The sequence below is a fragment of the Mesorhizobium sp. B2-3-7 genome (genome assembly GCF_006442695.1).
Lineage (GTDB): Bacteria > Pseudomonadota > Alphaproteobacteria > Rhizobiales > Rhizobiaceae > Mesorhizobium.
On record NZ_VFVV01000004.1, the window covers coordinates 137,228 to 158,257 of the forward strand.

Here is a 21,030-nt window from a genome sequence, read left to right on the forward strand (position 1 = left end):
CGCCGCGGACGGTGGAGTTCAAAGAGATTTAGGCTGCTTTGCCGGCCGCCCTGGGATAGAGCGTGGCTTGATACTGCTGCCCTCGCTGTCCGCTAGGCGTCAATTCGCGACTGAATCTGTTCCGTGATTTCGCTGCGTATGAAAGCAATTCTCCGGTCTCCGAGCGTGATGGCAGACGGAAGCCGTCTTCTGACATACCGGTTCACCGGCCTAGGCTGATCATTCTCGCGGCATGGTTCAGTGATACGAGCGTCGGCGGAGTTGTTATTCGCAGGCATTATAAATCTCCCCCCGCCGCGTTGCGGCGATTCAAGAACCAAACTGATTGATGAAAGGACGCCACATGATGGCGGCAGGAGGGGGTTTCTATTAATGTGGCTCCGCAAAGCGGTTGGCCCGAGTCAGGCAAGTTTCGACTCGCCAAAAGGCCGTATGATTAGAATATGCCCAGCGGGCAACAGAGTGGCCGCTTGGCGGCCGCGCCCCTACCCTACCCGGTCGGCGCTTTTCGGGTCGAAAACATGCAGCGCCGCCGGATCGGCCGATAGCCGCACCGTCTCGCCAGGCTTCACGCTGGCGCGGCCCATGGCGAACACGCAAAGCTGCTGGCCGGCCAGCTTGACGTAGAACTGCGTCGAGAGGCCGAGCGGCTCGACCACCGCCACTTCGCCTTGCAGCGGCCCGTCATCCGCCAGCCTTATATGCTCCGGCCGCAAACCGACGGTAACCGCATCGCCTTCCCTGAGTGGCAGGCCATCCGGCAATCGCAGTTTCTGGCCATCGGACAGCACTGCATCCGCCTTGCCGCCCTTCTCAACACTCGCCGGCAGGAAATTCATGCCGGGCGAGCCAATGAATCCGGCGACGAACATGTTGGCCGGCCGGTCATAGAGGTCGAGCGGCGCGCCGACCTGCTGGACGACGCCGTCATGCATCACGACGATGCGATCAGCCATGGTCATGGCTTCGATCTGGTCATGCGTGACATAGACCGATGTGGTCTTCAGTTGCTGGTGAAGCGCCTTGATCTCGGCGCGCATGTGCACGCGCAGCTTGGCGTCGAGGTTCGAAAGCGGCTCGTCGAAAAGAAAGACCTTGGGATCGCGCACGATGGCCCGGCCCATGGCGACGCGCTGGCGCTGGCCGCCGGAAAGCTGGCGCGGCAGGCGTTGCAGAAAATTGTCCAGCCCAAGCCGCCTGGCGGCGCCGTCGACCCGCGCGTCGATCGCCTGCTTTTCCGCCTTCCTCAGCATCAGGCTGAAGCCCATGTTCTTCGACACGTCCATATGCGGATAGAGCGCGTAGGACTGGAACACCATGGCGATGTCGCGGTCCTTCGGCGCGACGTCGTTGACCAGCCGCTCGCCGATACGGATCTCGCCATCGGAAACCTCCTCCAGACCGGCGATCATGCGCAGAAGCGTCGATTTCCCGCAGCCGGACGGACCGACGAGGACGACGAACTCGCCGTCGGCGATGTCGAGGTCGACCGCGTGCAGCACACGCACGGCGCCATAGTCTTTGCGGACTTTTTCCAGCGTAACGGAAGCCATCGATTATCCCTTCACGGCGCCGGCGGTGAGGCCGGTGACGAGATAGCGTTGCAGGAAGCCGAAGAAGATGCAGACCGGGATCAGCGCCAGGATCGACGCCGCCATCATCTGCCCCCAGTCGACGGCGAACTTGCCGATGAAGGTGAGCAGGCCGACGGCGAAGGTCTTCTTGTCATCGCTGGAGATCAGCATCAGCGCGAACAGGAGTTCGCTCCAGGCGGCGGTGAAGACAAAGCCGAGCGTGGCGCCCATGCCGGGCAGCGTCAGCGGCACGATCACCCGGCGCATCGCCTGCGCACGCGTGCAGCCGTCGATCATCGCCGCCTCCTCCAGGTCCTTCGGTATGCCGTCGAAGAAGGACTGCATCAGGAAGGTTGCAAAGGCGGTGTTGAAGGCGGTGTAGATGATGATCAGCCCGGTCAGGCTGTTGATCAGGCCGATCTGGCCCATCACGCGATAGATCGGTGGAATGACCATGACTAGCGGAAAAGTCTGGGTCAAAAGCAGCATCAGCGCCAGTGCCGCCTTCCCGCGAAAGGCGAAGCGCGACATGGCATAGCCGGCAAGCGTCGCGATGACAGTCACCAGTGCAGCCGTCGAAACCGAGACGATGACGCTGTTGAGGAAATAGCGCGGAAAGTCGGTCGCCTCGAGCACGGTGACGAAGTTCTGCAACGTCATCTGCGACGGCCAGAAGGTGATGCCTTCGGAATAGAGAAGCCGTTCCGGTGTAACCGATATCTTCAGCGTCCAGAAGATCGGGAACAGGGCGAAGATCACATAGGCCGCGATGGCCGCATAGAGCCCGACGCCGCCGAAGAAGCGCTGCGAAGATGAGTGTCCCGCAATCATCAGACGTGCCTCACCAGGGAGCGGCGGATGGCGATCAGCGCAATCGCATAGGCAATGAGCAGGACGAGCAGCAGCACGGCAACCGCCGATGCGTAGCCCTTGTCCAGCGACTTGAAGGCACTGACATAGATGTAGACCGGCACCGTGTTGGTCGACCCGGCCGGCCCGCCCTCGGTCATGACGAAGATCAGGTCGGCGAAAGTGGCGATCCAGATGGTACGCAGCATCACCGTGATGGCGATGGTCGGCGCCAGGAACGGCAGCGTCACCTTGGTGAAGCGTTGCCAGGGCGAGGCGCCGTCGATCGCTGCCGCCTCATGCAGTTCCGAGGGAATGGATTTCAGTGCCGCCAGCAACGTGATGGCAAAGAACGGGATGCCGAACCAGACATTGGCGACGATCGGCCCCCACATGGCGGTCGAGGGATCGGAGAGAACGTTGGTCGGCTCGGCCTTCAGCCCCAGCGCGAACAGCCAGTGCGGCAGCGGCCCGATGATCGGATTGAACAGCCATGCCCATGTCAGGCCCGACAGGAAGGACGGCACCGCCCAGGGCAGGAACACCAGCGCCTGCACCACCTTGCGGCCCCGAAACGGCTTGTCGAGCAGCAGCGCCAGGCCAAGGCCGAGGAAGAACTGGAAGAACAGGCTGGAGAGCGTCCACCACAACGTATTGACCAGCGCCTGGCCGAGCACGGCATCCGACAGCATCGCCTGGTACTGGCCGAGCCCGACATACTCCGACTTGAAGGCTGAAAACTTACGGAACGAATAGCTGATGCCGATGACCAGCGGCACCAAAAGCACCACGACCAGCAGGATGATCGCCGGGCTGAGATAAAACCAGGGTTCGGTGGCAGCGTGCGTCAGCCGCTTGCGGCGCGGCCTCCCGGCGGGTCGTATTTCGGACACGGCATAAGTCATTGGCTGTGGGCGACTCCAGGAGGATCGAGATGGACAATGAGCGTCCTTCTCCCCCGCTTACGGGGAGAAGATGCCGGCAGGCAGATGAGGGGCAGCGCCAGGCTGACAGAACGTAGCGCCGCCCCTCATCCGGCCCTATCGGGCCACCTTCTCCCCGTGAACGGGGAGAAGGAAGAAAAAACTACTTCTTGTTCTTCGCCATCCAGTCCTGCTGTTCCTTGGTCAGGAAGGCGGCCCATTGGTCGGCAACCTCCTTGGCCGCCTTTTGGCCAAGCAATACTTCCTGGAAGTTCTTGATCGCCACCTGGTCGACGAAATTGCCGAGGTTCTCCAGATGCGTCGGGGGCGTCACCATTTCATATTTGGCGCTGTCGCTGAGCTCCGTGAACCAACCCTTGAACTGCTCGGTCTTGAAATGCGGATCCTGGTCGGCGCCGTTGTGGATCGGGACGACGCCGACTTCCTTGGCCCATTCCAGATTGTCCTTGGGCGAGAGCAGCGTCGCCATCAGCTTCCAGGCGTCGTCCTTGTGCTGCGAATTGGCGAACATTGCCCAGCCGGCATAGCCGAGCGTCGGATAGGACTTGCCGCTCGGCCCGACCGGCAGCGGCGCCACGGCGAAGTCGTCTGCGCTCATCTTGTCGGCTATACCCAGCAGCGCATCCGGATCCTGGTTGAGCATGGCGCAGGTGCCGGAATAGAAGCCGGTGACGGTTTCGTTGAAACCCCAGCTCACCGCGTCCTTGGGCGCCAGGCCCTGCTTGTACATGTCTGCCAGCATCTGCAGGCCCTTGACCGAGCCCTCCTCGTTTATGGTCGAGGTGCCGTCTTCGTTGAAGTAGCCGCCCTTGCCGGCGGCGATGTTCATGAACATGTGCATACCGTTGAAGGCGCCGGGCCCGCCGCGCAGGCAGTAGCCGTATTTGCCGGGCAACGCCGAGATCTTCTTGGAATCGGCGACGAACTCGTCGAGCGTGGCCGGCGGGCCGTCGAGGCCGGCTTCCTTGAACAGCTTCTTGTTCCAGAACAGCGCGTTCACATAGTAGCCGTAAGGGATCATGAACTGGGTGTTGTTGACGGTCGAGCCGAACTGCTTGGCGCGCTCGCCGAGCGTCTTGGCGTCGGCCCACTTGGCCATGTACGGGCCGAGATCCTCGAGCTGGGCGTTGTTGGCGTAGAGGCCCATCCAACGTTCCGGCATCTCGACCACGTCGGGCGTATCGCCTGCCTGCACCATGGTCAGGAACTTTTCGAAAGCTTGGCCCCAGGGCAGCGAGACCAGCTCGACCTTGATGCCGGGATTGGCCTTTTCGAATTCGGCGATCTGCTTCTTCAGGAACTCCGTGCGCGGCGGGCTGGTGATGACTTCGACCATTTTCAGGGTCGAATCGGCCAGCGCGTTTCCGGCGGAAATCGCCAATCCCGCGGCTGTGGCAAGCATGACGGTCAGTTTTTTCATCTTCAAGACTCCCATTTTGAAGCGGCTCGTTATTTTCTGGCTTTTTCGAAGGCCTGCGCCACGTCGGCCCACAGGTCCTCGACACTTTCCAATCCGACATTGAAGCGGATTGTTCGGGGGCTGACGCCGAAGCGCGCCATCGAATTCAGTCCCGGCGTCTGCTCCAGCGACGCCTTGGCCGGCACGACCAGGCTCTCATGGCCGCCCCAGCTCACGCCGATGCGGAAATATTTCAACGCATCGACGAAGACGGGGATGTCGATATCCTCGGTGACCTCGAAGGAGAACAACCCCGCGTAACCAGCAAGCGTCGCCTTGCCCGGATGGTTCGAATAGGCGGGGTGGTTGACGCGCTCGACGTTGCCATGCGCCTTCAGCCGCTCGGCGATGGCAAGCCCGCTCTTCATGTGATGCGGCAGGCGCAGCGGCAGCGTGCGCAGCCCGCGCAGCAAGAGCCAGGCCTCGAAGGGCGAAAGCTTGCCGCCGAGATAGGAATAGGTCTGCTCGTTGATGTGCTTGATGTGGGCGGCCGAGCCTGCCACCACGCCGGCGACCGTATCGCTATGGCCGCCGAGATATTTCGAAGCCGAATGCAGCACCAGATCGACGCCATGCGTGATCGGCTTCTGGAACACCGGTGTCGCCCAGGAATTGTCGATCGTGGTGACGATGCCCTGCTCCTTCGCCAGCCGGGTCAGGTGAGCCAAGTCCTGCAACTCGAACATCATCGAGGTCGGGCTCTCCAGATAGAGCAGCCTGGCGCCCGGAAGGGCCGCCGCCACCGCATCCGGATCGGAGCCGTCGACATAGTCGACCCTGATGTTGAGCCGCGGCAAAAGCCGCTCGAACAGCCGATAGGCATCACCATAGCAATTGCGCACCGCAACGATGCGCTCGCCGGCGCCGACGAAGGCGAGCACCGTGGCGCTGATCGCCGCCATGCCGCTGGAAAAGCCGCGCGCGGCCTCGGCGCCCTCGAGCGCGGCGACGCGTGCCTCGAACTCCATCACCGTCGGATTGTCGCCGCGCGAATAGATCGGCTGCTTCCGTTTGCCGGCAAAAGTATCCGCCATCTCGGCATAGTTGGCGAAGGTGAACAGCGATGTCTGGTAGATCGGCGGCACCACCGCCCCACCGGGGAAAGGTTCGTCATGCGCCAGAAGCGTCGCCGCCTCGGCAAGATAGTCGTGATCGAAACCTGAGGGATGCTCGTTCATGTCTGGCTCGAAAGTTTGAGTTTGGCGGCGCCGCGCTTGAGATCGTCCTCGACGGTGGCGATCAGCTTGAGCGCTTCGGCGCGGGCGCCGTGCGGGTCGCGCGCGGCGATGCGCTCGTAAATGGTCCGATGATAGGGAAAACTGGCGTGGCCGAAATCGCGCACGCCCAGCGGATGCTCCCAGAAGCGGTGGAACAATTCGTGCATGGCGGCGATGATCTGTTCGAACAGCGGGTTGCCGGAAACCCTGTAGATCGCCTGGTGGAACTCCCAGTCCTCTTCCGAAGACATGCCCTCGCGCGTGCGGAACGCCTGCTCCATGATGTCGAGCTTGCGCTCGATTTCGGCGATATCGGTCTGGCTCGCGCGTTCGGCGCAAAGGGCGGCGGCTTCCGCCTCCAGCGCGCGACGGATTTCAAGCGTCTGCATCAGGCTGGTGAAGTCGTTGCCGCCCGCAAGCGTCAGCGGCAGATGCAACATGTCCGGCGAAACGGCTGCCTTGAGATAGGTGCCGCTGCCTTGCCGGCGCTCGACCAGCCCGAGCCCTTCCCAGCGCGTCAGCGCCTCGCGCACCGTGTTGCGGCTGACCTTCAGCCGCTCGGCCAGGATGCGTTCCGTTGGCAGCCGCTCGCCCGGCTGGAGGGCCTCGGCACGAACAAAGCCTACCAACGCCTTCAGCACGGCGTCGTCACGCGCCGTCGTCTGAATAGGTGGCAGGCTGTTTTGATCCACGCGCGTTCCAAGTGGTCCAATGGTCCAACCAATTTCTGCACAGATGGTACCTCCTGTCAACGGGATGTCAGGAGACCTAACACCGTAAAAGCTCGCAACGCATGACAAGCACGCGTCTGCGGGCGATGCGCCAGGCCGGCCTCGACCCTGCTACGCCACATCAACGCGCGGCCCGAACCAGGTGGTCAGCGCATCGGCCAGTCCCTGTTGGCTTCCGGAACCAACCCATGCCACGTACCCGTCGGGGCGGATCAGCACCGCGTCGGGCCCGGCGACGGCCCCGAGAACTGGCAGCTCCCAGTCGCCGTCGTACACGGCGTCGACCTGCTGGACCCGATCCGCCCACGGCTTGATGTCAAGTCTGCCGGGCGTGCCGAGGTTGATCAGCACCGGTCGGGCATGGTGCAGCAAGGTAAACAGCCGCACCGGCCCGCTGGCGGTGAGCAGATCGAGGTCGGGTATTCGCCACCCAAGCAGCGCGTGCCCCTCCCCGAGGTCGTAGTGGACACCCAGGCCGGATATCTCTGCGGCGATTCGTTTGCGTGGTTCATCCATGGCGAGCAGTTCGGCGATGGTGTCGCCCAAGGCTTTGGTGCGGTCATCCATGCGGCCAAGCGCGACCTGCGCCATCGTGTTGCGCAACACGCGGGCGGCGACCGGATGGCGCTCGGCATGGTAGCTGTCGAGCAGACTGTCCGGTGATGCCCGTTTGACGACCTGGGCCAGCTTCCAACCCAGGTTGACCGCGTCCTGCACGCCGATGTTGAGGCCCTGTCCGCCCATTGGGGGATGGATATGCGCAGCGTCGCCGGCCAGCAGGACACGTCTGTCGCGGTAAGCGGCAGCCTGGCGCGTCATATCGGTGAAACGAGAGAGCCAGGTCGGACTGTGGACGCCGAAATCGGTGCCATAGATAACGGTGAGCGCCTCGCGGAGATCGTCCAATGTCGGTTCACCACCGATGATCAGTCGTTTCTCGGTCAGCACGATGCCCAACCGGTCGCCGTCCTCGATCTTGCCTATCGCATGGGTTCCGTGGGCGTCGCTGCGAAAGCCCAATGGCGGTTCTTCCGACATCTCGACCTCGGCGATCATCCAGCTCATCGTCGGATCCCATCCAGCGAATTCGATGCCCGCCGCCTTGCGGATCGTGCTGCGTCCACCGTCGCATCCGACGAGGTACTGCGCCTTCATCCGTCGGCCATCGGAAAGCCCCACATCCACGCCACTGTCGTCCTGCATGAAATCCGTGACTTCCTGTCCGCGATGGATCGGCACCCCCAATTCGCTGATCCAGTCGGCCAATATCCGCTCGATGTGGTTTTGCCGCAGCGCCAGCAGATAGTTGTGCCGGCTGGGAAAGTCGCTGATGTCCAAACGGATCATGTGGAAGCCGACGGTCGGGAAGCATCGCCCCTGGCAGAGGAACCGGTCGGCGATCCCGCGCTGGTCGAGCACCTCGATTGTGCGTGCGTGCAGGCCACCCGCGCGCAAGCCAATCAGCTGCTGGGTCGGGCGCCGCTCGACAATGGCGACGTCGATGCCCGCCAATGCGAGTTCGCCTGCCAGCATCAATCCTGTCGGGCCGCCCCCGGCGACAATCACCGCATGATTTCGACGCGATCCATCTGTCGGTGCACGCATTCCCGTCACTCCGCTCCCATTGGCTAGGGCCGCGGTTTTACGGGAGGAACCCGGGCTTGAAGCAAGCCCCTTGGGCGCCATATGTATGAAGTGAGGAGCAACGCCCTCTGCCGGAGGGCAAGAGAGCGTGCGCCGCAGCTCTTCACATCGTGGCTCGCCTTTTACAGTCCAAATGCTGTCGATATCCTGTGCGCAAAAAGCTCCTGATATCCGGAGCTTGGCGCAGAATCCTGATGCTATTTTGAAAGGGGGCCGGTCGGCGTTTGGCAGCGGTACGAGGAGGCCACTATGTGCCAGCGCCGGCCGGCCGACCCCACGGACCCAGGAGATGCGGCGGACCTGAGCATCATGGGGTATTTTTTGATCGACCCGGCTGTCTGTCCTCGTGCCGGCGTCGCTCTGTCTGTGGCCGCACATTTGCGCAAGAGCTTATGAAAATCAACAGTTTCTTAACCAAGCCTCGTGAATCGCTTGGATTAAGGTAAATGGGTAACCTTGCCGGATTGACGGATACTCTTACCCGGTCCGTCAGGCAGCCTTGGCGACGACGCGGTTGCGGCCACCGCTCTTGGCTTCATAGAGCGCCAGATCGGCGCGTTTCATCAGCGCCGCCACCGTATCCACCCCCTTCAGCACCGACGACACGCCGACGCTGACGGTGACCTCGATGGCCTTGCCATCAGGCCCGATGACGAACGGCATCTGGGCGATTTCGGCGCGGATGCGTTCGGCCACCTTTTCGGCGATCGCTCCATCGGTGTCAGGCATGACCACTACGAACTCCTCACCGCCGAACCGGCAGGCCAGATCGATGCCGCGCACGTTCTTGCGCAGCCGCCGCGCGAATTCCCGCAGCACCTCGTCGCCACCGTCATGGCCGTGCGTGTCGTTAATCGACTTGAAGCGATCGAGGTCGGTGATCATCACCGACAGCGGCCGACGCCGCGCCACGGCGCGGTCGAACAGCGTCTGGAGATGGCTGTCGAGATAGCGGCGGTTGTGCAGCCCGGTCAGCCCGTCGGTCACCGCCATTTCGATCGTCTGCGTCACGCTGGCGCGCAATTGGTCGTTGTAGCGCTTGCGGCGCACCTGGGTGCGCAACCGCGCCGTCAGTTCCTGCTGGTCGATCGGCCGCATCAGATAGTCGTTGATGCCGAGTTCGAGGCCGCGGATGATGCGCTCCTCCTCGCCCTCCTCCGCCAGCAGGATGATCGGCAGGAAGCGTGTGCGATCGAGCGAGCGCAGTTGCGAGCAGAGCCGAAGCGGATCGAAATCTGCGAAGCTCGTCGAGATCATCACGCATTCATAGGGCGTCTCCGCCGCCTGGAAGAAGCCGGCATGCGGATCGCTGGCGACATCCAGGTCAGCACAGTCGCGCAGCATCTTCTGGACGCGCTCGATCGACGATTTGCGCTCATCGATCAGAAGCACTTTCGGCGTCGTGTCCTCGGAGGCGAAATTGCGGCTGAGCAACTCTTCGATGCCGATGTTGCGCGTGGTCGAAGCGCGCAGCCGCAACTCGTCGGTCAGCGACTTCAGCCTGACGAGGCTCTTGACGCGCGTCATCAGTTGCAGGTCGTTGACGGGTTTGGTCAGGAAATCGTCGGCGCCGACCTCAAGCCCGCGCACCCTGTCGGAAACCTGGTCGAGTGCGGTGATCATTACCACTGGAATATGCGACGTCGCCGGATCGCTCTTCAGGCGGCGGCAGACCTCGAAGCCGTCCATGTCCGGCATCATGACGTCGAGCAGCACGACGTCGACCTTGCCGTTCTCGCAGGTCTCGATTGCATCCAGGCCGTTGGTGGCGGTCAACACCTCGAAATATTCGGCCAGCAGCCGAACCTCCAGCAGCCTGACATTGGCAGGGATGTCGTCGACGACGAGAATCCGAGCGGTCATTTCACAAGGCTCCGGCTTTGGCGGCAAGGTGCATCAGGAATCACCCAGGTAAGACTTGATGGTTTCGATGAAGCGCGGCACCGAGATCGGCTTGGAGATATAAGCCTCGCAGCCGCCCTGGCGGATGCGCTCCTCGTCGCCCTTCATCGCGAAGGCGGTGACGGCAATGACCGGGATGACGTGCAGGTCGTCGTCTTCCTTCAGCCATTTCGTCACCTCCAGCCCAGACACTTCAGGCAACTGGATGTCCATCAAAATGAGATCCGGCCGGTGCTGACGCGCCAGATCGAGCGCTTCCAGACCGTTGCGGGTGCGAACTGTCTCGTAACCGCTTGCTTCGATGAGGTCCCGAAAGAGCTTCATGTTGAGCTCATTGTCCTCGACGATCATGACCTTCTTAGGCATCGATATCCCGTCCCGGCCGCTGTTCCGCTCGAAGGCGGCCGTTATGCGCCCTTCCGGGACGCACCAAACCCTAGTCGACTCTACGGCAATATGATTGACGAAACGGAAACCTGCGGCGAGAAAAGCTGCTCCGTTTCCACCTCGGGTCCCGCACTGAAGAGGTAACGACTTGCCGCAAGCGACGCTTGCCATTACTGCGGAAGAGACTCACATTCCGCATACCCTGAAAGGTAATGATGGCAAACGCAGCGTCAATGCGCGAAGAGGCCGAAACCATTGCCGTGAAGGCTCTGGCCTTCGTCGCCTCTGATCCCGAACTGCTGCCTCGCTTCCTGGCGATCACCGGCATCGAGGCGCATTCGATCCGCAAAGCTGCCGGCGAGCCGGGATTTCTGGCCGGTGTGCTGCAGTTCGTTCTCGCCCACGAACCCACATTGCTGCGTTTTGCCGAGGAAACCGGCACGCCACCGGCCTCCGTCGGCAAGGCGTTGCGCGCGCTGCCGCTGGGCGACGATAACCACGAGCATTCCATATGAGTGACGATCCCAAGGCGGCGCCCCGATCGCCAGGTCGAGCGAAGTCTGACTCTTGTCGCCCGGTTTGAGCGACAAGCATAAAACGAAGGCTTGAGGCGCGTCGCGCCAATCCGTTCGAAGGCGACGCGCTTTGGTGAGCCGAGTGGCTACGGTGTCGGATCCGCCTGGTCCGTCTCGTCGCCGCCATCGTCAATGCTGTCGTCCTCGGCAGGATCGGCCGGCTTCAGCATGACGCCATTGACAATGACCGAACCGTCCGGCTTGGCGTTGACGACCCATTCCATGCGGCCGTCCGTCAAGGTCTTGCCGAACCCTTTCACCATCAGGGCCACAGGCACGTACTGCGCCACCTCCGGTTCCGATTTCGCCGCTTCCTGCAAGCCCTCGACGATCTTGTCGAAGCCGGCCACGTCCACCGTCACATTGGCTTCCGGCTTCTCGCCAGGAAAAGTCATTTCGCCTTCCAAGGCGATTTCGGTATCCTTGTTCTTGATGGTGCTATGGCCAATGACGACCTTCGGCGTCTTGGCCATGAAATCGGTTTTGAGCTGCTCTCCGAATTCGGCCGACAGCGGCGGGTTCTTGTTAAGATCAAAGGCTTCGATTGCCTTCTTCGCCATGCTGTCGAGATCGATGTTGGCGCCGCCGAAGTTCAGGTCGATATCGGTCGGCAGCAGCGCCATGCTCCAGCTCGGCAGAAGCTGCTGCGGCACGGTCAACCCCGACGCCTTGATCCCGTAGCCGATCGTACCGCTCTGGGCGACGCCATCCATTCCGAAGGCGGTGCTGAGCTGCGCCGCACCGAACGTGCCGACCGGGCTCTCGACCGCGAAATTCTTGAACCCGTATGTCCCGTCGATGCGCTCCCACACAGGAAGCGCGGCGAGCAGAAGCGATTTGAGCTGCGCCTGGTTGGCTTTCAGCGTGGCTTCATTCTCATTGGCGACGGCAAATGCCAGGAGATCGAGCAGCGGCTTGGTCTGCACGCCCTTGCCTTTGGCATCCACCGACAGTTCCGGTGATTTGACGGTGACCGGGAATTTCAGTCCGCTTTCGGGATCGTCGAATTTGATCGCCTCGACAAAGTTCGACACTTTTTGCGACAACGCGAAATCGACCCCGCCATTGGCAGCCTTGGTGGCGGCCATGGTCGCGGTGCCGCCGTCGGCGCTGACTTCCATGTGCTGCTTGGCATCTTGCGACACCATCGTCATGCCCGCCATCGAACTGGTGCCGCTGGTAAAGGCCGCCAGATTGGGGTCGTAGACACCGGAACCCTTGCCGTCCTTGATAGAAAATTGCGTGCTCTGCAGCCCCTGCGGCCCGTTGAACTCGAAGGAGGCGCTGTGCGAAAGATCCATCGAGACATCCCAGGTCCCGTCGCTGCGCGGCTTGACCAGCAGGGCGTAGGGCGCAAAGTCGAATTTCAACAGCTTCTGGTCGGGCAAGGTGCCGGCGAGCGCCTTGAAATCGAACATGATCTTGTAGGCGCCGCCTTCGACCGAGACCTTCAGGATGCCCTTGTCGAGGGCCTGTTTGCCGACATAGCGGGACAGGTTCTCGGATAGCTGCTTCGCACCCTGGCTGTCGACGCTCTGGCCGAAAGCGGGCGCGCTGAGCAGAAGCGCGGTAAAGGCGATTGGCAACATCCGGTTCACGTAGAATTCTCCGTTTGGTCGAAAAGGCAAAATCGTCTCCTACTTCTGGTAGGGAAAGACCGTCACAACTGCAAGACGGCGAAGTTCAGGCGCTCGGCTCCAGCACCAGCCGCATCAACGGCCGGCCCGCCTTGCGTTCCAGGAGCCGCTCGAACCCGGCCTTCTCGAACACGCGCGACGAGCCCACGAACAGCCCGATGGAGCGTGAATCCTTCGACAGGTCTATCGGGCAGGCTTCCACCATTCGCGCGCCGTTCCTGCGGGCGAAATCGATGCCGCCTTCGACCAGGCGATGGCTGATGCCCTGGCCCCGTGCCTTGGCGCGGATGAAGAAACAGGAAATTGCCCAGACGCTCGGATCCGATGCGTCCGCGGGATCGACCGGAGCCGAGCCCCGGCCCCGGTTGTTCCACTCGGGCACGTCGGCGCGCGGCCCGATCTGCATCCAGCCGACTGCCTTGCCGTCCTCGAACGCCAGCATGCCCGGTGGCGGGCCTGCTTCGATGCGCGCCCTGATGTGGTCTTTGTTGCGTTCGCGGCTGCTTTCGCGACGAGCCGCCGGCGCCAGCCGGAAATGCGTGCACCAGCAGCCGTAGCAGGCGCCCTGCTTGCCGAAGAGATCTTCGAATTCAGGCCAGAGCTCAGGCGCCAGCGGCACTATGGTCGTGCTCATGCGTTCTCCCCAGGCCAAGCTTGTCGCTAGCCTTGCACTGTCGTACCATTGTGTTTGTTCTCTTTATGTTCGCAGCGATGGCGGCTCCTGTCAATAATCCTGATCACGGTTTCTGCCGCGACTGCCTGGCCTTTCAGCGCGGCGACGCCAGGCGCTGCGAGCGATGCGGCAGCCCCAGGCTTGCCCGTCATCCCGAGCTGTACCGGCTGCATCTGGCCCATATCGACTGCGACGCTTTCTATGCGGCAATCGAAAAACGCGACAACCCGGCGCTGAAGGACAAGCCGCTGATCATCGGCGGCGGCAAGCGCGGCGTCGTCTCCACCGCCTGCTACATCGCCCGGATAAGGGGCGTGCGTTCCGCCATGCCCATGTTCAAGGCGCTCGAGGCTTGCCCCGAAGCGGTGGTTATCCCGCCCAATATGGAAAAATACGTGGTCGTCGGGCGCGAGGTGCGCGCGATGATGCAGGCGCTGACGCCGCTGGTCGAGCCGCTCTCGATCGACGAGGCGTTTCTCGACCTTGCCGGAACCGAACGGCTGCACGGCCTGCCGCCGGCGGTGGTGCTGGCCCGTTTCGCGCTGGCCGTCGAGAAGGAGATCGGCATCACCGTTTCGTCAGGTCTGTCCTACTGCAAGTTCCTGGCTAAGGTGGCGTCGGATTTCCGCAAACCGCGCGGCTTCTCGGTCATCGGCGAAGCGGAAGCCGTGGGTTTCCTCGCCGCACAGCCGGTGAGCATGATCTGGGGGGTCGGCAAGGCATTCAACGCCACGCTCGAGCAGGACGGCATCCGCACCATCGGCCAGCTCCAGAAGATGGACCGTGGCGACCTCATGCGCCGCTATGGCGTGATGGGCGACCGGCTTTACCGGCTCTCGCGCGGCGAGGACGTCCGCCGCGTCGATCCCGACCAGGACGCCAAGAGCGTATCGGCCGAAACCACTTTCGACACCGATATCGCTTCGCTGGACGAGCTGGTCTCGGTGCTGCGGGGCCTTTCGGAAAAGGTCTCGGCGCGGCTGAAGAAATCCGGCATCGCCGGGCGCACGGTGGTGCTCAAGCTGAAGACGCAGGATTTCAAGATCCGCAACCGCAACCGCCAGCTCGGCGACCCGACCCGGCTCGCCGACCGTATCTTTTCGACCGGGGTCGAGCTGCTGCGCAAGGAAACCGACGGCACCAAATACCGGCTGCTCGGCATCGGCGTCAGCGATCTTTCCGCCGATGACAAGGCCGATCCGCCCGATCTGGTCGATATCCAGTCGCGCAAGCGGGCCATGGCCGAAGGCGCCATCGACGCGCTGCGCGACAAGTTCGGCCGCAAGGCGGTGGAAACCGGCTATACGTTCGGCAAAGGCCGCGACACCCACCCGCCAGAGCCGCTGGAAGACTGATAAGGATATCAGCTGTCGAGATTTAGGTGCGCTGCAGATCGATCCTGCTTGTCACCATGCTCTTGCCGGTTTTCGGATCAGTGTCGATCACCGTCAGCCGCATGCCGTTCTCGCCTCGTTTCTCGACCTTCATCTGCGCCTTTCGGTCACCATTGACCTCCTTGGCCCAACGGATGCCGAGATTGATCGCGTTGCCCGAACGGGTGCCGTTCAATTGCGCAGGCCCGGTACGAGACCCGACATAAGTGCCGCTATATTTCGCTCCGGCAGTCCTCAGGTCCGCGCTGATGGCGCGCGTCACCACGATAAGCCCTCGGCAATTGCCATCGAGCGACAATGAGGTCGACGTCGCGTTTGACCTGAACGTGCAGGACACATTCACCGTCGGCGCGTCGGTAGTCACCTTGACGATGCCCTTGCCGGTGAAATTGCCCTTGAACGACTGGAGAAATCTGGACTCGTCGGCATGTGCCGCGCCTGCCGTGACCAACAGGCAGCCAGCAAGCGCAAATTGCGCAAATGATCTCATCGAAATTCTCCTATCGACATTGAAAGGCACCTGCGAAGCACTTCCGATATTCGGAACTCAACGCCCCCTGCCGTGCCAGGTTCCGCCTTCAACATGACTGTTTTGCAACATCCGGCTGGCCCAGAAGAATGCGGCTGCTAGCGGTTGCGGCAAAAGCCACGGCCTGCGACATAGCGGAAATGGCACCCACCCCTTCCATCCCCAAGGCCGCGTTCTGGATGGCGCTGTCGATCGCCTCGTTCCTGGCGATGTCGGTCGCGGGCCGCGCCACCACGGCCGAGCTCAACGTTTTCCAGGTGCTGGAGCTGCGCTCGGTGATCGGCTTTTTCATCCTGCTGCCGCTGGTCATGCAAAATGGCGGCTTTGCCGCCATGCGCACTGGGCGCCCCCTCGCCCATGTCACGCGCAACGTGGTTCACTATACCGGCCAGGCGGCGTGGCTCTACGCCCTGACGCTGATCCCTTTGGCGGTGCTGATCTCGATCGAATTCACGACGCCGATCTGGACGGCGATCCTTGCGGTCACCTTTCTCGGCGAAAGGCTCACCCGGCCGAAGCTCGGCGCCGTGGCGCTCGGGCTGATCGGTGTCGTGATCATCGTGCGCCCAGGCGTCGGCTCGGTCGATCCGGGACATCTGGTCGTGCTGGGCGCGGCAATGTGCTTCGGCATCTCGCTGGTCCTGGTCAAGTCGCTGACGCGGACCGACAGCGTTGTGCGAATCATCTTCTGGATGCTGATCATCCAGTCGGTGCTCGGCCTGATCCCGGCGCTCTACGAATGGCGCAACCCTTCGCTCGAGCTGTGGCCGTGGATCCTGCTGATCGCCTTCACTGGCATGTCGTCACATTTCTGCATGGCCTGGGCGCTGAGCTACGCCGATGCCACCGTCATTTCTCCGATGGATTTCCTGCGCGTGCCGCTGTCGGCATTGATCGGCTGGCTGCTCTACAAGGAGCAGATCGACGCTTTTACCGCAGGCGGGGCATTGCTGATCCTGATGGGCAATATGCTCAACCTGCAGCGCCGGCAGCCAAAGCCGGCGCAAGCGGCGGCATCGTAGCGCGCCTCAATCGCCCCTCAATCACCGCTGTCGGGTATGTTGAGGAGGTGGCCGCAGGCCTTGCAGTGAACGGCGTCCGGCTCGTGCCGTTGCAGGCCGCATTGCGGACAGGGAAAGAACACCTTGGCCGGTCGGAAGATCGCCTGCGCCAGCCTGACGAACAGCGATATGCCGATGATCATGGTCACGATCGCCGTCAGTTTCCCCGCCATTCCCGGCAGCACGATGTCGCCGAACCCGGTCGTGGTCACCGTCGCGACGGTGAAGTAAAGCGCGTCGATGTAGCTTTCCAGCCCCGCTCCGCTGCGGAAGAAGAAAGTGTAGACGAAACCGGTGATCACGAAGAGGAACGTCAAGAGATTGATCACCGCGTGGCTCGCTTCGCGCCAGGGCCGCAGGCCCTGCATCTCGAAATGCCGCCAGAGCGAACCGCTGCGCGACAGCGACCACAGCCGCAGAATGCGCAGAAAGCCGAGATTGGCCAGCGCCGTCGGCATCAGCAGCGTCAAAAGGATGAAAATGTCCACCCAGGAGGTCGGCTGCTTCATCAGCCGCAGCATGTCGTTCGAGGCAAGCAGCCTGGCAACCAGGTCGGCGGCGACCAGAGCCGCCACCGCATAGTCGAGCCACAGGAATGAGGCCGACTGCTGGATGACGGGCGTGGCGATGAAGAAGGCAATGATGGCCAGGTCGATGATGACCGCAACCAGCTGAAACCGAAAAGCCGCCGGCGTGCGGCCGTGGTAGAGCTTGCGCAGCGTGTCGCGCAGCCACGCCATTGTGGAACGGTCCTGCAATCCGTCGCTGTCTTTCGTCTTCATGGCAATTGCGGTGACTTGAGCGGCGGATGCCGCCCGGCGGATTGCCACCAGTCCCCGGAAGGGGCGATCACACCAGCTCCACTTCGACCACGCCTGGCACGGCGCGCATCGCCGAGGCGATTTGCGGCGAGACGCGGTAGCCCCCCTGCAGGGCAATCTCCACCTCGCCCTGCGCTTCTTCCTTGATAACGATGATGCTCACCTGACTTTCACCACGCTGGGTAAGCTGCGATTGAATGATCGAGGCAGGCGCATCGTTTCTGACGAAGATGCGCAGTGCCTTCTGGATGCGGCTGGCCTCGTCCTCAAGCGACTGCACTGTCTGGATGCGCAGGTTGACGCCCTCCGGCCTGTCCTCCGCCGCCACGGTGATGACCACGGAGCGGCCCGGCTCCAGCATGTCGCGATACTGCGCCAATCCTTCGGAAAACAGCACCGCCTCATACTGGCCGGACGTGTCCGAGAACTGCACCACGCCCATCTTGTTGCCGGTCCGCGTCTTGCGCTCCTGCTTGGTGGTCACGGTGCCGGCGAGGCGCCCTGCGGTGGCACCGCGCTTGACCGCGGCCGAAAACTCCGCCCAGTTCTGCACCCGCATCTTCTGCAGCGCCGCCTTGTACTCGTCCAGCGGATGGGCGGAGAGATAGAAACCGACCACCTGGAATTCGCGGTGCAGGCGGTCGGCGGCGAGCCACGGTTCGGTCACGGGCAAGTTGAGCGCCTGCGACTGTGCCCCTAGAGACGCGCCGAAAATGTCGGCCTGGCCTGAGACGGCGTTCTGCTGCGCCAGTGACGCCAGCCCCATCATCCGCTCGACGCCAGCCATCATCGCGGCGCGGTCATGGCCGAAACAGTCTAGCGCTCCGGCCATGATCAGGCTTTCGAAGACGCGCTTGCCGACGATTTTCGGATCGACCCTCTCGCAGAAATCGGCCAGGCTCTTGAACGGCTTCTCGCCGCGCATGGCGACGACATGCTCCACCGCCGCGTCGCCGACTCCCTTGAGCGCGGCCATCGAATAGTAGATGCGGTTCTCGCCGACCTCGAAGGGACGAAAGCTTGATATCACCGACGGTGCCACCACCTCGATGCCGAGGCGCAGCGCATCCTGGCGGAAATCCGCGAGCTTGTCGGTGTTTCCCATGTCGAGCGTCATCGACGCCGCCAGGAACTCGACCGGATAATGCGCCTTGAGATAGGCGGTCTGGTACGAGACGACGGCGTATGCGGCCGCGTGCGATTTGTTGAAACCGTAGTCGGCGAACTTGGCTAGCAGGTCGAAGATGAAGTCGGCCTGCGGCTTGGCCACGCCGCGTTCGACGGCGCCCGAGACGAAGCGCTCACGCTGCTTGTCCATCTCGGCGCGGATCTTCTTGCCCATGGCGCGGCGCAAAAGATCTGCTTCGCCCAGCGAATAGCCGGACAATTCCTGCGCGATCTGCATCACCTGTTCCTGGTAGACGATGACGCCTTGCGTCTCCTTCACCAGATGGTCGATCTTGGGATGGATCGACGCCATCTCCTCCTCGCCGTGCTTCCTGGCGTTGTAGGTCGGGATGTTCTCCATCGGCCCCGGCCGGTACAGCGCCACCAGCGCGATGATGTCCTCGATGCAGTCGGGCCGCATGCCGATCAGCGCCTTGCGCATGCCGGCACTTTCCACCTGGAACACGCCGACCACTTCGCCGCGCGACAGCATGGCGTAGGTCTCGGGGTCGTCGAGCGGTATCGTCGCAAGATCGATGTCGATGCCGCGGCGGCGTATCAGCTTCACCGCCGTCTCCAGCACCGTCAGCGTCTTCAGGCCGAGAAAGTCGAACTTCACCAGCCCGGCCTGCTCGACATATTTCATGTTGAACTGGGTGACCGGCATGTCCGAACGAGGATCGCGGTACATCGGCACCAGCTCCGACAGCGGCCGGTCGCCGATGACGATGCCGGCGGCGTGCGTCGACGCATGGCGATAAAGCCCTTCCAGCTTCTGTGCCATGTCGAGCAGCGTCTGGACGATCGGCTCCTTTTCGGCCTCCTCGGCAAAACGCGGCTCGTTGGCGATGGCGTCCGCCAGTTTTACCGGATTGGCCGGGTTCTGCGGCACCATCTTGGACAGCTTGTCGACCTGGCCGTAAGGCATTTGCAGCACGCGACCGACGTCGCGCAGCACGGCGCGGGCTTGCAGCGTTCCAAAGGTGATGATCTGGCCGACCTGGTCGCGTCCATATTTCTGCTGGACATAGCGGATCACCTCTTCGCGGCGGTCCTGGCAGAAGTCGATGTCGAAATCGGGCATCGACACGCGGTCCGGATTGAGGAAGCGCTCGAACAGCAGCGAGAAACGCAGCGGATCGATGTCGGTGATGGTGGTGGAATAGGCGACCAGCGAGCCCGCACCCGAGCCGCGCCCCGGCCCGACTGGAATGCCTTGCGACTTGGCCCATTTGATGAAGTCGGCAACGATCAGGAAGTAGCCTGGGAATTTCATCTTCTCGATGATGCCGAGCTCGAACTCGAGCCTCTCGCGGTATTGCTCGACCGTATAGCCCGGCGTCGGTCCGTGCGCGGCAAGCCGGGCCTCCAGCCCTTCACGCGCCTGGCGGGCAAGTTCGGCGGCCTCGGCCTTCTCGGCTGCGTCCTTGTCCGACGCGTCGCCGCCGGTAAAGCGCGGCAGGATCGGGCTGCGGGTTTTCGGATAGTAGGAGCAGCGCAACGCGATCTCGACCGTGTTGTCGATCGCTTCCGGCAGATCGGCGAACAACGCTGCCATCTCAGCCTGGCTACGCAGGAAGTTATCCGGTGAAAGCCGGCGGCGATTGTCCACGGCGACGACCGAGCCCTCCGCTATGGCGATCAGCGCATCATGCGCGTCATAATCGTCGCGCGAGGAGAAGAACGCCTCGTTGGTGGCGACGAGCGGTAACTCGTGGGCATAGGCGAGATCGATCGTGGAATGTTCTATCAGCCGGTCGTAACCGGAAACTCGTTCCAGTTCGACATAGAGCCGATCGCCGAACAGGGCTTTCAGGGTCGACAGCCGGGTCTCCGCGAGATCGCGTCGATCCTCCTTCAGAGCCGCGCCGATAGGGCCGCGGGGACCGCCGCTGAGGCAGATCAGCCCGTCGGCCTGGCCCTCCAGCATCTCGCTGGTCAGATGCACCGCCTCGCCGGGCGGCGTCTCCAGATAGACGCGGCTTACCAGCCTGACCAGATTGGAATAGCCGGCCTCGGTCGCCGCGATAAGCACGACTGGCCGCATCTCGGGCCCCTGCCGCCGGCGGTCGCGCTGGCCGTCGACGTTCTCGCCGGAAAAGGCGAGCGCGATCTGGCAGCCGATGATCGGCTGGATGCCGTCCTTCACCGCCTTCTGCGCGAATTCGAGCGCGCCGAACAGATTGTTGGTGTCGGTGACCGCGATTGCCGGACACTCGTCCTTGACCGCATGGCCGACGATCTTGCCGAGTTGGAGCGCGCCTTCCAGCAGCGAATAGGCCGAGTGGACGCGAAGATGCACGAAAGGACGCGCCGGCGCTTCTGGCGCCGCCGCCTTCACTGCCGCTTCGCGCAGCAAGGGGTCGCGTGGAAGTCTGTCATCCGCCATGGTTTTTCGCGTTTCCCGAAGGACTTGAGTCGATCAAGATGTATTGTCCGGCACCGGGCGATGCCAGTCCAGCACAA

The 21,030-nt window shown here is 62.7% G+C and carries 17 protein-coding genes; 3 read left to right on the forward strand and 14 right to left on the reverse strand.

Annotated features, from left to right (window positions below):
• Positions 1–485: 485 nt before the first annotated feature.
• The 9 genes from ugpC to FJ940_RS10175 form a co-directional block, all read right to left on the reverse strand.
• The gene (gene ugpC, locus FJ940_RS10130; protein ID WP_140656410.1) at positions 486–1,553 is read right to left on the reverse strand and encodes a sn-glycerol-3-phosphate ABC transporter ATP-binding protein UgpC; all 1,068 of its coding nucleotides are present in this window, start codon (positions 1,551–1,553) and stop codon (positions 486–488) included.
• 3 nt (positions 1,554–1,556) lie between these two features.
• The gene (locus FJ940_RS10135; RefSeq protein WP_140656413.1) at positions 1,557–2,405 is read right to left on the reverse strand and encodes a carbohydrate ABC transporter permease; all 849 of its coding nucleotides are present in this window, start codon (positions 2,403–2,405) and stop codon (positions 1,557–1,559) included.
• The gene (locus FJ940_RS10140; RefSeq protein WP_140623452.1) at positions 2,405–3,328 is read right to left on the reverse strand and encodes a sugar ABC transporter permease; all 924 of its coding nucleotides are present in this window, start codon (positions 3,326–3,328) and stop codon (positions 2,405–2,407) included. The genes FJ940_RS10135 and FJ940_RS10140 overlap by 1 nt, the downstream gene beginning before the upstream one ends.
• 181 nt (positions 3,329–3,509) lie before the next feature.
• Positions 3,510–4,787, reverse strand: coding sequence for a sugar ABC transporter substrate-binding protein (locus tag FJ940_RS10145; RefSeq protein WP_140656416.1), 1,278 nt, complete (start codon positions 4,785–4,787; stop codon positions 3,510–3,512).
• A 29-nt stretch (positions 4,788–4,816) separates the two neighbouring features.
• Positions 4,817–6,004 (reverse strand): PLP-dependent transferase, encoded by a 1,188-nt coding sequence (locus FJ940_RS10150; RefSeq protein ID WP_140518291.1) that lies wholly within the window; start codon positions 6,002–6,004, stop codon positions 4,817–4,819.
• A complete protein-coding gene (locus FJ940_RS10155) occupies positions 6,001–6,735 on the reverse strand; it encodes a FadR/GntR family transcriptional regulator (protein WP_140501544.1) in 735 nt (244 codons plus the stop codon). The genes FJ940_RS10150 and FJ940_RS10155 overlap by 4 nt, the downstream gene beginning before the upstream one ends.
• Before the next feature lie 150 nt (positions 6,736–6,885).
• Positions 6,886–8,379: an FAD-dependent monooxygenase gene (locus tag FJ940_RS10160; protein ID WP_140656418.1), complete on the reverse strand. Its 1,494-nt coding sequence runs from the start codon at positions 8,377–8,379 to the stop codon at positions 6,886–6,888.
• A 528-nt stretch (positions 8,380–8,907) separates the two neighbouring features.
• Positions 8,908–10,281: a PleD family two-component system response regulator gene (locus FJ940_RS10170; protein WP_140518293.1), complete on the reverse strand. Its 1,374-nt coding sequence runs from the start codon at positions 10,279–10,281 to the stop codon at positions 8,908–8,910.
• A gap of 33 nt (positions 10,282–10,314) precedes the next feature.
• A complete protein-coding gene (locus tag FJ940_RS10175; RefSeq protein ID WP_140501538.1) occupies positions 10,315–10,686 on the reverse strand; it encodes a response regulator in 372 nt (123 codons plus the stop codon).
• A 236-nt stretch (positions 10,687–10,922) separates the two neighbouring features.
• Here FJ940_RS10175 and FJ940_RS10180 point away from each other — a divergent pair, with 236 nt between their 5' ends.
• On the forward strand, positions 10,923–11,222 hold the full coding sequence (locus FJ940_RS10180; RefSeq protein WP_140501536.1) for a DUF3572 domain-containing protein: 300 nt from the start codon (positions 10,923–10,925) through the stop codon (positions 11,220–11,222).
• A gap of 146 nt (positions 11,223–11,368) precedes the next feature.
• Here FJ940_RS10180 and FJ940_RS10185 read toward each other — a convergent pair whose 3' ends face one another.
• Entirely contained in the window at positions 11,369–12,871 is a 1,503-nt protein-coding gene (locus FJ940_RS10185) for a hypothetical protein (RefSeq protein WP_140518298.1), read from the reverse strand.
• 94 nt (positions 12,872–12,965) lie between these two features.
• Positions 12,966–13,553, reverse strand: a complete 588-nt coding sequence (locus tag FJ940_RS10190; protein ID WP_140579688.1) for a GNAT family N-acetyltransferase — start codon at positions 13,551–13,553, stop codon at positions 12,966–12,968.
• 65 nt (positions 13,554–13,618) lie between these two features.
• Between FJ940_RS10190 and FJ940_RS10195 the strand changes: the two genes are divergently transcribed.
• Positions 13,619–14,947: a DNA polymerase IV gene (locus FJ940_RS10195; protein WP_140656422.1), complete on the forward strand. Its 1,329-nt coding sequence runs from the start codon at positions 13,619–13,621 to the stop codon at positions 14,945–14,947.
• A gap of 22 nt (positions 14,948–14,969) precedes the next feature.
• Here FJ940_RS10195 and FJ940_RS10200 read toward each other — a convergent pair whose 3' ends face one another.
• Positions 14,970–15,476 carry a hypothetical protein gene (locus FJ940_RS10200; protein WP_140501529.1) on the reverse strand — a complete coding sequence of 169 codons (507 nt, stop codon included), beginning with the start codon at positions 15,474–15,476 and terminating at the stop codon, positions 14,970–14,972.
• A gap of 179 nt (positions 15,477–15,655) precedes the next feature.
• Between FJ940_RS10200 and FJ940_RS10205 the strand changes: the two genes are divergently transcribed.
• Positions 15,656–16,537 carry a DMT family transporter gene (locus FJ940_RS10205; protein WP_140623444.1) on the forward strand — a complete coding sequence of 294 codons (882 nt, stop codon included), beginning with the start codon at positions 15,656–15,658 and terminating at the stop codon, positions 16,535–16,537.
• A 17-nt stretch (positions 16,538–16,554) separates the two neighbouring features.
• Here FJ940_RS10205 and FJ940_RS10210 read toward each other — a convergent pair whose 3' ends face one another.
• Both FJ940_RS10210 and dnaE read right to left on the reverse strand, forming a co-directional pair.
• Positions 16,555–17,358: a potassium channel family protein gene (locus tag FJ940_RS10210; protein ID WP_140501525.1), complete on the reverse strand. Its 804-nt coding sequence runs from the start codon at positions 17,356–17,358 to the stop codon at positions 16,555–16,557.
• A 67-nt stretch (positions 17,359–17,425) separates the two neighbouring features.
• A complete protein-coding gene (gene dnaE / locus FJ940_RS10215) occupies positions 17,426–20,953 on the reverse strand; it encodes a DNA polymerase III subunit alpha (protein WP_140656425.1) in 3,528 nt (1,175 codons plus the stop codon).
• Between the last annotated feature and the right edge of the window lie 77 nt (positions 20,954–21,030).